This window comes from Mycolicibacterium iranicum, from assembly GCF_014190915.1.
GTDB classification, from domain to species: Bacteria; Actinomycetota; Actinomycetes; order Mycobacteriales; family Mycobacteriaceae; genus Mycobacterium; species Mycobacterium iranicum_B.
On record NZ_JACHVU010000025.1, the window covers coordinates 1 to 13,260 of the forward strand.

At 68.7% G+C, this 13,260-nt stretch carries 11 protein-coding genes, 1 tRNA gene, 1 other RNA gene and 1 pseudogene; 6 read left to right on the forward strand and 8 right to left on the reverse strand.

The window, feature by feature from the left end:
• Positions 1–204, forward strand: a pseudogene (locus FHR72_RS26260) (HNH endonuclease); the annotation flags it as partial.
• Here FHR72_RS26260 and FHR72_RS26265 read toward each other — a convergent pair.
• From FHR72_RS26265 to FHR72_RS26290, 6 genes are all read right to left on the reverse strand, one after another.
• Positions 199–840, reverse strand: a complete 642-nt coding sequence (locus tag FHR72_RS26265; RefSeq protein ID WP_183474541.1) for a GNAT family N-acetyltransferase — start codon at positions 838–840, stop codon at positions 199–201. The pseudogene FHR72_RS26260 and the gene FHR72_RS26265 sit on opposite strands and share 6 nt — an antisense overlap.
• A 28-nt stretch (positions 841–868) precedes the next feature.
• The gene (locus tag FHR72_RS26270; protein ID WP_183474542.1) at positions 869–1,735 is read right to left on the reverse strand and encodes a DMT family transporter; all 867 of its coding nucleotides are present in this window, start codon (positions 1,733–1,735) and stop codon (positions 869–871) included.
• Between the two features lie 9 nt (positions 1,736–1,744).
• Positions 1,745–2,815: an NAD(P)H-dependent amine dehydrogenase family protein gene (locus tag FHR72_RS26275; protein WP_183474544.1), complete on the reverse strand. Its 1,071-nt coding sequence runs from the start codon at positions 2,813–2,815 to the stop codon at positions 1,745–1,747.
• 50 nt (positions 2,816–2,865) lie between these two features.
• Positions 2,866–3,879: a S1C family serine protease gene (locus FHR72_RS26280; protein ID WP_183474546.1), complete on the reverse strand. Its 1,014-nt coding sequence runs from the start codon at positions 3,877–3,879 to the stop codon at positions 2,866–2,868.
• A gap of 52 nt (positions 3,880–3,931) precedes the next feature.
• A complete protein-coding gene (gene lucA, locus FHR72_RS26285; RefSeq protein ID WP_183474548.1) occupies positions 3,932–4,750 on the reverse strand; it encodes a lipid uptake coordinator LucA in 819 nt (272 codons plus the stop codon).
• A gap of 70 nt (positions 4,751–4,820) precedes the next feature.
• Positions 4,821–4,906 (reverse strand) — tRNA-Ser (locus tag FHR72_RS26290).
• Positions 4,907–4,999: 93 nt separating this feature from the next.
• On the opposite strand from FHR72_RS26290, the gene ffs reads away from it, so the two are divergent.
• The 4 genes from ffs to FHR72_RS26310 all read left to right on the forward strand — a co-directional run bounded on the left by ffs (position 5,000) and on the right by FHR72_RS26310 (position 9,886).
• Positions 5,000–5,094: signal recognition particle sRNA small type (gene ffs / locus FHR72_RS26295), an RNA gene on the forward strand.
• Positions 5,095–5,126: 32 nt separating this feature from the next.
• A complete protein-coding gene (locus tag FHR72_RS26300) occupies positions 5,127–6,434 on the forward strand; it encodes an aspartate aminotransferase type Ic (RefSeq protein WP_183474550.1) in 1,308 nt (435 codons plus the stop codon).
• A gap of 26 nt (positions 6,435–6,460) precedes the next feature.
• Complete coding sequence (locus FHR72_RS26305) at positions 6,461–8,554, forward strand: DNA polymerase III subunits gamma/tau (RefSeq protein ID WP_183474552.1); 2,094 nt, start codon at positions 6,461–6,463, stop codon at positions 8,552–8,554.
• 222 nt (positions 8,555–8,776) lie between these two features.
• Positions 8,777–9,886: an FAD-dependent oxidoreductase gene (locus FHR72_RS26310; protein WP_183474554.1), complete on the forward strand. Its 1,110-nt coding sequence runs from the start codon at positions 8,777–8,779 to the stop codon at positions 9,884–9,886.
• A gap of 9 nt (positions 9,887–9,895) precedes the next feature.
• On the opposite strand, the gene FHR72_RS26315 is transcribed toward FHR72_RS26310, so the two are convergent.
• Positions 9,896–11,218, reverse strand: a complete 1,323-nt coding sequence (locus tag FHR72_RS26315) for a class I SAM-dependent methyltransferase (RefSeq protein ID WP_183474556.1) — start codon at positions 11,216–11,218, stop codon at positions 9,896–9,898.
• Complete coding sequence (locus FHR72_RS26320; RefSeq protein ID WP_183474558.1) at positions 11,215–12,594, reverse strand: FAD-binding oxidoreductase; 1,380 nt, start codon at positions 12,592–12,594, stop codon at positions 11,215–11,217. The genes FHR72_RS26315 and FHR72_RS26320 overlap by 4 nt, the downstream gene beginning before the upstream one ends.
• 103 nt (positions 12,595–12,697) lie before the next feature.
• On the opposite strand from FHR72_RS26320, the gene FHR72_RS26325 reads away from it, so the two are divergent.
• Positions 12,698–13,162: an SRPBCC family protein gene (locus FHR72_RS26325; RefSeq protein ID WP_183474560.1), complete on the forward strand. Its 465-nt coding sequence runs from the start codon at positions 12,698–12,700 to the stop codon at positions 13,160–13,162.
• The last annotated feature ends 98 nt before the right edge of the window (positions 13,163–13,260 follow it).

Sequence of the window (13,260 nt, forward strand, 5' to 3'; positions counted from 1 at the left end):
CATCATCGCGCTCATCACCGCGGCCTGATCACCCTCACCGGACCCGCGCACCGCCTGACCGTCACCGACAGCGACGGCGACCCCCTACCGCCGGGCGCGCTGGCCCGCCCACCCACCACGCCACCACCAGCGGTCACCCCCTACCGCGGACCCACCGGCGAACGCGCCCACTGGCGCTGGTACGAGCCGTACCGGCCGTCATAGTTCGAGAAAAGCCCGCACGGCTGCCAGCCCCTGGATATCGATGTCGTTGCGGCGCACTGGTTCCCACTGTGCCCGCGTCATCGAGAACGACAGCATGGTGTCCGTGCGGTCGCGCCGCATCTCCTGGGTGGCGCGCCCTTCGGTGTAGGGCAGGGAACGGGTCACCCCGAGTGACGGGATGTTGTCGTGCCACGCGCGGGTGGTGGCGTGCTCGCCGGACAAGCCCTCGAAGATCAGGTGCAGGGCCGCGTGCCGCATCTCCCGTCCGAGCCCGCGACCCTGATGGCGCCGGCCGAGCCAGGACCCCGTGGTCGCCGTGCGCGTGGTCGGGAACTGCTGGGCGTGCACGGTGCAGACGCCGACGAGATCGCCTCCTCGTTCGTGTACCGCGAGGTTGAGATCCCAGTGAGCGGGGCTGGTTTCCGCCCGGCACCGCCAGAAGTACCGCATCGAATTGCGTTGCAGCTCCGGCGGGTCGACGTCGGTCCAGGGCTCGGAGAACGGCATCGTCGCCGGGTCGTGGATGCCGTCGGCGGCCAGACCGGCGGCGCGCTCGGCGAATTCGTCGGTGACGTATCGCAGCGTCACCCGCGGGCTCGACACGACGAGGTCGAACAGCGGCCAGGTCTCGGACATGCCGTCCATGGCACCTCAGAGGAGGGCGTCAACTCAACGCATTTTCCTGACGTCTCGTCGACAGGACCGACCCGGTGAGGATCAGCGCCAACCCGACGAGGTGCCATGGCGTCACCGGTTCGCTGAGCACCAGCACGCCGGCGGCGAGCGCAACGGCCGGGTTGACATAGGTGAAGACCAGCGCCCGTGGCGCGCCGACCTCGCGGATGAGAGCGAAGAACACGATGAACGCCGCCGCGGTGCACACCACGCCCAGCAGGGCCGTCGCGACGATCACCCGGACCGAGGGGACCGCGTCGGGCCATGTCGCCGCGGCGGGACCCGCGTACACGAGCGCGGCGAAGGCCAGGCAGGCCGCCGTCATGGGCATCGTCGGCACGTCCGCAAGGTAGCGCGCGGCCACCAGCGGGGCGATGGCGTAGCAGACCGCCACGAGCAGCACCTGCGTGACCGGCCACGCGCTGCCGCCCGTCAGCTCCGGGCCGGCCAGTACGGCGACGCCACCCAGTCCGACGGCGAGCCCGGCCACCCTCTTGGCTGTCAGCGGTTGCCTGCCGCCGGTGAGCCTGTCGAGCAGCGCGGCCACGATGGGGGCGCCCGCGATGAGCAGCCCGGTCAACGAACTCGAAAATTGTTGTTCGGCATCGGAGAGCAGCAGCCACGCCGCGATGATCTCGAAGAAGGCGAACACCGCGACCGGTTTCCAGTGCCTGCGCACCGGCGCCCACGCCGAGCGGCGAAGTGTGAGCGGGATCAGCACGAGCGCGCCGATCGCAGTGCGCGCGAACACCAGGACTGGGACCGAAAGGCCCTCCACCGCAACCTTGATGAGCAGGTACGGGATTCCCCAGATGATGCTCATGGCGCAGAACAGCATCCACCCGCGAGCGCTCACGGGGTCAGGTTAGGCGGTGGGAACCACCCCACGCGGCAGGGGCAGCGGCAGATCGTTGTAGGTCGCTATGCCCGGCGCCGCAGCGACGACCGCGGGAATCGCGTGGATCGGCGGCATGGCGGTCATGATGTGGCCTAGGACGAAGAAGTCTTCGAGGGTCTTGGCGTTCTCGATCATGTCCTGGGGCGGCAGGAAGCCGACCTGCATGTTGACCGTCGGCCGTCCGTCGATCGTGATCTTCCAGCCGTCACCGTCGAGCTGCCAGTCGGGCTCGAGCGTCTGGCCCTTCTTCCACCGGACGTTGATGTCGATCACGGTCCTGCCGTTCACGATCCCCTGCCAGCTGGCGAAGACGCCGGCGACGTGTCCGGCCTTGATGGTCCACGACGCCATCGGAAGGTCCTCGGTGGTCTGCGCGTACTCGGACACGCAGACGATCTCGTCGAGTTCGATGTCGAGCGCGTCGGCGACCAGCTGCACAGCCTCGGCGAACACCGCCGTGCCCTTCTCCGCCATCGGCTGCAGGGCCGGGTCGTCAATGGCCATGTCGAATCCGGTGGGCCGCTCGGTGTCGGGGGAGTCGTAGAGAGTGGTGTCGGCGGACTCGGCGATGGTGATCTTGTCGATGCGATCGCAGGCGGTGCCCGCCACGATCGCCAGCAGCTCGGCGAAGCCGGGGCTCACGCCGGAACCGAACAGCGTCGACCCGCCGCGCTCACAGGCGTCGGCGAGTTTGTCCCGTCCCGCACCGAGGTTGCGACCGGTGATGAAGGACGCCGAGGCGACGACGTTGACGCCGGCTTCGAGGATGCGCACCAGTTCGTCGACGTCGATCCACATCGGGTTGTAGACCACGACGTCGGGTTTGAGGGCGAGCAGCGCATCGACGTCGTTGGTGGCGGAGACACCCTGCGGCTCGATGCCCACGAGTTCACCGACGTCGCGACCGACCTTGTCGTCCGACCAGGCGTAACAGCCGATCAGTTCGAGGGTGGGGTTGGCCGCTATCGCGGTGACCGAGGACTTGCCGACGTTTCCCGTCGTCCACTGGACGACCCGGTAGGGCGCATTGTTGGGCACTCGCTCAGCATAGGGTTCGGCTGTCGGTCGCCCGGCGCGTTTACGCCAAATCAGACGTCCGGGGTCAGCACTGCGCTGCCCGTACGGGTCTGGCCGGCGCGGTCGATCCAGGTCAGGTCGAGGACGTCGCCCGCGTAGTGGCGGTCCAGAACCGAGGTGAGGGTGTTCGCCGAGTCCAGCGACACCCCGTCCAGCGAGACGATGGTGTCCCCGGCGCGCAGGCCGACCCGCTCCGCCGGACCGCCGACCATGACCTCCTGGATCAGCACACCCGGCACGTCCCGCGGCGCGGTGCGCACGCCGACGCCGAGAAGGACAGGCGGCCCGATGTGGACACTGTCGGAGCGGATGCCGGCGCGGATCTGGCCGGCGATCCCGATCGCGTCGTTGATGGGAATGGCGAAGCCCTTGCCGCCGGGGCCCATCCGGAAGTTCACCGAAGCCGCGGTGGTCACGCCGACGACCTCGCCGCGGGAATTGACGACCGGCCCGCCGGAATCACCGGCCCGCACCGGCGCCGCGAACTCGAAGAGACCGTTGAGCTCGTCGGTCGTGCCCGTGAGCGCGTCCTCGGCCTCGACGGTGCGCCCGAAGGCGGTCAGCGTCCCGACCTCCTGGGTCAGTGGTGCATCGGACCCCATCGCGTTGCCGAGGGCGACGACGGGCTCGCCGGGCGCCAGGACGTTCGTGTCGCCGATCGGAGCAGAGGGCAGTCCGCCCGCACCGAGTAGCTGGATGACCGCGATGTCGCGCTTACGGTCGTAGCCGACGATCTGGCCCGGGTACTGACGCCCGCCCACGGTGCCGGTGATGCGATCGGCCCCCTGCAAGACGTGGAAATTCGTCAACACCTGGCCGCCGGGGTCGATCACGAAGCCAGTGCCCAGTCCGATGACACCCTGGTAGTCGACGGCGGTGTCGATGCGCACCACCGCGGGTTCGACCTGCGAGGCAGCGGCGACGGGATCGCCGGGGGCTGCCACGGCCGGCGCGACCGGTGCGACCAAGGCGAGGATCGCAGCCAGCGCGATCAGCAGCGTTCGATGACGGCGAAGAAGGCCCATACCCATCAATAGTGGCCGCGACGTCGCCTGCTGTCGACGTGATGCGTGTCGGTCAGTCTTCGACGGCCACGCCGCCGCGGCTGCGCTTACGCCGTCCGAGCACGCTTCCCTTGCCGGCAGGACGGCGATTCCGCAGTTTTCCGTCGCCAGTGTCGTCGGCCTCGGAGGCGTCAGAGGTGTCAGAGGTCCCGGGGGCCGGCTCGGACTCGGGATCCGATGCGGGGTCAGGTGTCGTGCTGGATTCACCCTCGGCCTTTACCCCGTCGTCAGCGCCGGAATCGGCTTCGGCGTCGTCGGCTTCTGACATCACAACCTCGTCAGCCGCATCCGTCTCGTCAGCCGCATCCGTCCCGTCCGCCTCATCGGCGGCCTCGTCCGCGGCTGCCGCGCGTTTCCGGCTCCTGCGGTTCACGCGCTGCTTGACCTTCAGCGGTTTCGGCGGCGGCGGAGGCAGCTCGGCCACGAACGCCAGGTAGAAGGCCGAGATACCCAGGAGTGCGATGGCCGCGGCAGCTCCGTAGATGCCGAAGAGCCACTGCCCGGCCGAGTCCAGCGTCAGCCAGATCTCGCTGATCGCAGCGCCGATGATCAGCGCCGCCGCGAGGATGTGCAACGCGATCGATGCCGTACGCAGGGTGAGGGCCAGCTTCGGGGTGCCGAACTCCGGCCTTCGGGTGCGCAGCAGGGTGAACACCACAGGAAGCGCGGCCAGGCCGATCAGAGCGCCCGTCACGATGCGCAGTGCGGTGCCCAGAGTGTGTGAGGTGTCGCCGAGCAGTTCGAACGTCCGTGGCAGCACGAAGAAGAAATAGAGGACGCCGGCGGCGACGGAGAACGATGCGTGCCAGATCACCGCAACGGTGCGGCCCATAGTCCTCCTCGATCGTGTTGCCCGAGGTGCGACCATGCGAGTCGTCAGCTGATCGCACCCCGGGCGAGTGCGGAGGATAGGGGATTTGAACCCCTGAGGGCTATTAACCCAACCCGCGTTCCAGGCGAGCGCCATAGGCCACTAGGCGAATCCTCCGCCGGTCATGGTAGCCGACCTTCCTGGTCGACCCCCAAATCCTCGCCCAAGCTCCTCACTGGTGGTCTGCGACCTCCGGGGTATTACACTCGCCGTGGACCCCGCGCGGCGTCCATCCTGTGAACTCCCCCAGGGCCGGAAGGCAGCAAGGGTCAATGGGCTCTGGCGGGTGCGCGGGGTCCCCTTACGTTTTCGGCGACCACACGGTGAGAGGCGAGCGGTGTCGTTTCATTCGCTGGGCAACGACGACCTGCGCGCTCAGCACGAACTGCAGCAGCGCAACTACAGCGAGCTGCAGGCCAAGGGCCTCCGGCTCGATCTCACCCGCGGCAAGCCGTGCACCGAACAGCTGGACCTGTCGAACGGGCTGCTGGAGCTGCCCGGCGCCGCGCCCGACGCCTTCCGCGACGCCGAGGGGACCGACACCCGCAACTACGGCGGGCTGCACGGCCTGCCGGAGCTGAGGGCGATCTTCTCCGAGTTGCTCGGCATCCCGGTGCCGAACCTGATCGCGGGCAACAACGCCAGCCTGGAGTTCATGCACGACGCGATCGTGTACTCGCTGCTGCACGGCGGTGTCGATTCGCCGCGGCCCTGGATCGACGACCTGCGCGACGGTACCGGCGTGAAGTTCCTGTGCCCGTCGCCCGGCTACGACCGGCATTTCGCGATCACCGAGAGCCTCGGCATCGAGATGATCACGGTGCCGCTGCTCGACGACGGCCCGGACGTCGACCTGATCGAGGAGCTCGTCGCCGCGGACCCGGCCATCAAGGGCATGTGGTGCGTGCCGGTGTACGCGAACCCCACCGGGACCACCTACTCCTGGGAGACCGTGCGTCGGCTTGTCCAGATGGAGACGGCTGCAACCGATTTCCGCATCATGTGGGACAACGCGTACGCCGTGCACACCCTGACGCATGACTTCGTCAGGCAGGTGGACATCCTCGGCCTCGCGGCGGCGGCGAACCACGCGAACCGCCCCCTGGTCTTCGCGTCGACGTCGAAGATCACCTTCGCCGGGGCCGGCGTGAGCTTCTTCGGCGGTTCGCTGGGCAACATCGCGTGGTTCCTGCAGCACGCGGGCAAGCGGTCGATCGGCCCCGACAAGGTCAACCAGCTCAGGCACGCCCGGTTCTTCGGTGACGCCGACGGTGTGCGTCTGCACATGCAGCGCCACCAGCAGGTCCTGGCCCCGAAATTCGCGCTGGCGCTGGAGATCCTCGAAGACCGCCTCGGCGAGTCGAAGATCGCGTCCTGGACCGAACCCAAGGGCGGCTATTTCATCAGCCTCGACGTGCTGCCCGGGACGGCCAAGCGGACGGTGGCGCTGGCCAAGGACGCGGGCATCGCGGTGACCGAGGCCGGCGCCTCGTTCCCGTACCGAAAAGATCCCGAGGACAAGAACATTCGCATCGCTCCGACGTTCCCGGCGATCTCGGATCTGCGCGCGGCCATCGACGGTCTCGCGACGTGCGCGCTGCTCTCGGCCACCGAGCATCTGCTGGCACCGTCGGCCGCGAAGTAGTCGGACGGTCTGGGTAGCCTGCTTCCGTGGCTCTCTACCGCAAGTACCGGCCTGCGTCGTTCGCCGAAGTCGTCGGTCAGGAGCATGTCACCGAGCCGCTGTCGACGGCGCTGAACTCCGGCCGCATCAACCACGCGTACCTGTTCTCGGGCCCGCGCGGCTGCGGTAAGACCTCGTCGGCGCGCATCCTCGCCCGGTCGCTGAACTGTTCCGAAGGGCCCACGGCCACCCCCTGTGGGGTCTGCGATTCGTGCGTGGCGCTCGCCCCCAACGGGCCCGGCAACGTCGACGTGGTCGAACTCGACGCGGCCAGCCACGGTGGCGTCGACGACACCCGTGAGCTCCGCGACCGCGCGTTCTACGCGCCCGCCCAGTCGCGCTACCGGATCTTCATCGTCGACGAGGCGCACATGGTCACGACGGCGGGCTTCAACGCACTGCTCAAGATCGTCGAGGAGCCACCGGACCACCTGATCTTCGTGTTCGCGACCACCGAACCCGAGAAGGTGCTGCCCACCATTCGGTCGCGGACCCACCACTATCCGTTCCGACTGCTGGCCCCGCGCACGATGCGGACGCTGATCGAGAAGATCGTGGCGTCCGAGAGCGTCGACGTCGACGACGCGGTGTACCCGCTGGTGATCCGTGCCGGCGGTGGCTCACCGCGCGACACCCTGTCCGTGCTGGACCAGCTGCTCGCGGGGGCTCAACCGAATGCCGCCGGGTCGAGCCACGTCGCCTACCAGCGCGCACTGTCCCTGCTGGGCGCCACGGACGTCGCCCTGATCGACGACGCGATCGACGCGCTCGCCGCCGGTGACTCCGCAGCGCTGTTCGGCGCGATCGAGGGCGTGATCGACGCCGGACACGACCCGCGCCGGTTCGCGACCGACCTCCTCGAGCGGTTCCGGGATCTGATCGTGCTGCAGGCCGTTCCCGACGCCGTGGCGCGAGGGGTGGTCGACGGTCCGGAGGACGTGCTGGAGCGGATGCGGGATCAGGCGTCCCGGCTCGGCACCGCCACGCTGACGCGGTACGCCGAGGTGGTCCATGCCGGCCTCGGTGAGATGCGCGGCGCCACAGCGCCGCGATTGCTGCTCGAGGTCGTCTGCGCGCGACTGCTGCTGCCCTCGGCGAGCGACACCGAGGCCGCGCTGCTGCAGCGGGTGGAGCGCATCGAGATGCGACTCGACCTGTCGATCCCGGCCAGCGATGAGATCAGCACCGGGCCGTCGTCGGCCCCGCGCAAACAGTTCGTCCGCAGGAGCGAGGCGGCGCCCGCTGCGGCGCCTGATCCGTCGCCGGAGCCCGCCGCCGGCCAACCCGCGCCAGCACCCCCGGCGGCCGCACCGCCCCCGGCAGCCGCACCAGCGACACCCCCGGCGCCTGCTGCACAGCCCGAACGCGCCGCCCCGCCGGCTCCGGAGCCCGAAGCCCCGGCACCCGCTGCCCCGAGCGCCACGGCCCCGAGCGCCACGGTGCCGGCGGCCCCGGAACCCGCAGCGCAGGAGCCCGACGTCGTTGAGCGCGAACGGGAATCGCCACCTCCGCTGCCGCCGCCCGCGGCCCCGGCGGTCGAAGCCCCGGCGGCAACCCCGGCCGCCTCCGTCGCGACCGGCGAGCCGAATGCGGCGGCCGTGCGCAGTATGTGGACCACGGTGCGGGAGAAGGTTCGCGAACGCAGCCGAACCACCGAGGTGATGCTCGCCGGTGCCATCGTCCGAGCCGTCGAGGACAACACGCTGGTGCTCAGCCACGAGTCGGCGCCGTTGGCGAAACGGCTGACCGAGCAGCGCAACGCCGACGTCATCCGCGAGGCGCTCAAGGATGCACTCGGGGTGAACTGGAACATCCGCTGCGAGATCGGGTCCGCGGCCGCGCCCACCCAGGCCCCGCCGCCGCGAGCGGCGAAACCCGCAGTGCAAGTGAGACGGTCGGCTCCCGTCGACCTGCGTCCCGAGCCGGAGCCGCCTCCACCGCCGCCGCCTGAAGAGGACGACGAAGAGAGCATGCTCGCCGAGGCGGTGAACTCCGAGCCGACAGGTCCACGCAAGGACCCCGAGGAAGCAGCGCTGGAACTGCTGCAGAGCGAATTGGGCGCACGGCGCATCGACGGCTAGGGCGCCGACGCGTGGCTCGGCGGCCCGGCATCGACGGCCGGGCCGGGGTGCCGGGGTGGAATCGCGGTCCGGTGCCGGGTAGGTTGGCGCCGTCGCGCAAAACCGCAGCGCTCGCCCTGGTGCGAGGCGGCGGAATACACGGAGGCCCGCTCTCAGGCCGGTCGCTCAGCGTCGCCCAGTCAGTCCGAACTCGTCGGGCTGCCGCGACCGCAGGAGTGCCGAATGCCGACATCCATTGCCATCATCGGTGGCGGACTGGGGGGCCTGGCGCTCGCCTGTGCCCTGCACCGCCACGGCGTGCCCTCGACGGTCTACGAGGCCGACGCCGCACCAGGATCCCGCAGGCAGGGCGGCCTGCTCGACATCCACCGCACCGGGCGGGACGCGTTGCGTGAGATCGGTGTGCACGACGCGTTTCTCGCCCTGATCCGTCCCGGCGAGGATGCGAAGCGGATCGTCGACCGGCACGGTGACGTCCTGTTCGACCGGTCGGGCAGTCGCGGAGGAGCCCGGCCCGAAGTCGATCGTGGCGAGCTGCGGTCCTTACTCCTGGATTCGCTGCCGCCGGGCGCAATCCGCTGGGGCAGCGGGGCCGTCGTGGTCCGGCGCGGTAAAGAGGGACGACACGAGGTGCTCTTCGAGGACGGCTCGTCGATCACCCCGGGTCTGACGGTCGGTGCCGACGGAGCGTGGTCGACGGTCAGGCGCGCAGTCTCCGGCGTCGATCCCGAGTACTCGGGAATCTGTTTCGTTGAACTCCGATCACCCTGCGGCCGAACACTTTCCGCGCAGGAGGCAGACCTCATCGGCCGCGGCACCCTCATGGCGGTCGAGCCGGGGCAGGCGATCATGGTGCATCACAACGCCGATGGCACGCTCGGCGGATACGCGGCGCTGACGGCGTCGGCGCCGGCGGTGTCGGTATCGGCGGTGGTCGACCGGTTCCGGGACTGGGCGCCGCACCTGGTGGCTCTCATCTCCGAGAACCTGACGGATCCCGTCGTGCGTCCCATTTACGCACTGCCGGTGGGACATCGGTGGAATCACTTACCCGGGCTGACGTTGCTCGGCGACGCCGCGCACCTGATGTCGCCGTTCGCCGGCGAGGGCGCCAACCTGGCACTCTGCGACGCCACCGAACTGGCCGCCGCACTGGCCACCGAGCTGGCTGCCGGCGTTGCGGATGTCGAGCGTGCGCTCACCACGTACGAACGGGCGCTGTACGACCGGAGCGCGCCGGTCGCCGCGCAGAGCGCCGAGAACCTGCGGCGCTTCTTCGGCGCGGACGCACCACACAGCGTGGTCGACATGTTCGCAAACCTCGCCGGGTGAGGCGTGGCGTCAGGCGTCCCACCAGGGCCGCAGCGGAAGGCCGCCGTCCCCGCCGCGCCCGTCGAGCTTGACGGCGAGCACCTGGTGCAGCTGAATGGCGTTCTGCTCGAAACCGACTCGCGAGCCGGCCATGTACAGACCCCACACCTTGGCTGTCGCCAGACCGACCTCGGCCACGGCGTCGTCCCAGTGCTCGACGAGGTTGGCACACCAGTCCCGCAGCGTCATCGCATAGTGGTGCCGCAGATTCTCCTCGTGGACCACTTCGAGCCCTGTGTCCTGCATCTCGGTGATGATGCGTCCGGAGCCGGTGAGTTCCCCGTCGGGGAACACGTAGCGGTCGATGAACCCGCCCGCCGCGGCGCCGGCCTTGTTGTCGTGGCGGGTGATGCTGTGGTTGAGCAACAGGCCACCGGTACGGAGCTTCGACTGCAGGAAGCGGAAGTACGACGGGTAGTTGGCCACCCCGATGTGCTCGGTGAGGCCGATGGAAGACACGGCGTCGAACTGGGTTTCGCGGACATCGCGGTAGTCGCTGTGGCGTACCTCGGCCAGGTCCTGCAGGCCCTCGCGCTCGATCGCGGCCTGCGCCCACTCGGCCTGCTGTCGAGACAGCGTGACACCGAGAGCCTTCACCCCGTGGCGTGCCGCGTAACGCACCATCCCGCCCCACCCGCATCCGACGTCGAGAAGCCGGTCGCCCGGCGTGAGCCGCAGCTTCTCGAACACCAGCCGGTACTTGTTGTCCTGCGCCTCTTCCAGCGTGGCGTCGGGGTGGGGGTAGCACGCACAGGTGTAGGTCATCGACGGACCGAGCACCCACTCGTAGAAGGTGTTCGACACGTCGTAGTGGTGCTGAATGGCATCGGCGTCACGAGACTTGCTGTGCCGCAATCCCTCTGCGATCCGGCGCCAGCGCGGAAGCGCTTCCTGCGGGGGTGGGGCGATCGGCAGGAGGCGTTCGATGCCGATCGATCGCACGACGTTGGCCAGCACCCGGGCCGACGGGCGCTTGAAATCCAGCTTTTCGACCAGGGCTGTCAGCAGCGGGTACGGGTCGCCCGGATGCACACCGTGCATCTCCAGGTCGCCCGAGACGTAAGCCCGCGCCAGACCCAGATCTCCCGGGGCGGTGGCCAGATAGGTCGTCCCGCGTGGGGTGAGCAGATTCAGGCCGAGGGTGGCGTCGTCGGGACCGGAGCTGCTTCCGTCATACGCGGTGAACTTCAGGGACTTCCGTCCCGCGGCGAAGATCTCGAGAACCTCGGCCAGGGTGAGCTTGCGCTCCGGGTCCTGGGCAGGTCCGTCCGTACGCTCGCGAAATGTCGTCACTGCCGCCGCACCGCCTTCGCATAGAGGTCGAGAAAACGGGAATCTGGGTCGTAGGTCTTCTTCACGGTCCTGTAGGTCTCCCCGCCGTACAAGGCATCAAACTCCTCCGCAGAGTAGAAAGCATCGGAGTAGAGGGATTTATGCCCGTCGAGTTCGCTGACCTTGTGCTCGATCATCCGGTTGGTGTGTCCCTCCTCGGGTCCGACGGGCACCGAGGACCAGAATCCGACGTTGACGTAGGTGTGGTGCGGCCGGATCGGATACAGCGACCAGCTGCGCTCATCGCGCAACTGCAACGGGCACAACCAAATCGGTTCGATCGGAACCGTGTCGAGGAACCACTGCAGGAATTCGACCGTCCGCTCGATCGGCACCTCGACGTCCTGGACGACCCGCTCCCGGGGCGGTCTGCCGTTGCGCTTCTCGATCCGGTCGGCGATGTCGAACCGTTGGTCGTAGCCGATGAGCTTCCAGTAGAAGCTGCTGCGCCGGTGACTGCGCGGCCACCAGCGCCGGACGCGCGGGTTCTGCGCGCCGAAAGCCCGTGAGCACCAGAACCAGTCGGTGTCCCAGCGCCACAGGTAGTCATGGATGGTCAGACGGTCGTGCGTGTCCGCTCCGTCGTGCTGGATGGACCTGTAGTAGATGTCGCGCCCGGTGTAGTCGCTGACGGGCCCGGGTGTCGCGGTCTGCGCGCCCAGGCACAGATAGCTCTCGTCGGCGCTGAACACGACACCGTCGAGGTAGTCGACGCGATCGCCGTCGTACTCGCCGGTGTCGATGATCCGGTTCATGGTCTCGATGAGGTCCGCCAGCGAGTGGAAGCGCACATGCCGGAGCGCGACGAAGGGTTTCACCGGCTCCAGCTCGATCTTCAGCCGAACCGAATACCCGAGCGTCCCATACGAATTGGGAAAGGCCCGGAACAGATCGGCGTTCTCGTCCGGGGCGGCCCGCACGACCTCGCCGGTGCCGGTGAGGATGTCCATTTCCAGCACCGACTCGTGGGGCAGTCCGTTGCGGAACGACGCCGATTCGATACCCAGACCCGTGACGGCACCGCCGAGCGTGATCGTCTTGAGCTGCGGCACCACCAGCGGTGAGAGCCCGTGCGGCAGCGTGGCGGCGACCAGGTCCTCGTAGGTGCACATGCCCGCGACGTCGGCGGTGGCTGCGTCCGGATCGACGGCGATCACGTCGGTCAGACCCGAAGTGTCGAGCCCCCTGGCGGTGGACGTGGCCCGCGTGCGGAACAGGTTCGAGGTGCGCTTGGCGAGGCGGACGGTGGCCCCGTCGGGGATCGCCCGATAGCTGTCGAGAAGCCGCCGCACGCCATCGGCGTGAAGAGAACGTGCGTCAGTCCCGGCCACAGACACACATATACGCTAGTCCGAGGTAGCAGCGGATGCGACCGCGGTGGGCCGTCTACAGGCTCCTCCAAGGCTACCGTGACCCCCTCTTGACAAGGAGTTTTGACTGATGGGACAGGTCAGCGCGTCCAGCACGGTCCTGATCGACGCCGATCCCGCGACGGTGCTCGGGGCCGTCGCCGACTACCAGGCGATGCGGCCCAAGATCCTCTCGCAGCACTACAGCGGCTACCGCGTGCTCGAGGGCGGGCAGGGCGCTGGCACCGTCGCCGAGTGGAAGCTGCAGGCCACGAAATCGCGTTCGCGCGACGTGAAGGCCACCGTCGATGTCGCAGGGCGCACCGTGATCGAGAAGGACGCCAACTCGTCGATGGTGACCAACTGGACCGTCGCCCCCGCGGGTCCGGGATCGTCGGTGACCGTGAAGACGTCGTGGCAGGGCGCCGGCGGCGTCGGCGGATTCTTCGAGAAGACGTTCGCCCCGATCGGCCTGCGCAAGATCCAGGCCGAGGTACTCGGAAACCTCAAGCGCGAGGTCGAGGGCACCGTGGGCATCGAAGGCACGCAGGCCTAGTGCGCTAGGTGTACTGCCCAGGCAGGTTGGTCAACCTTGTGATGGGTGGGACCTTCCCGATCGCTGAGTGTTGCCGGTGGTGATTGTAGGTATGCAAC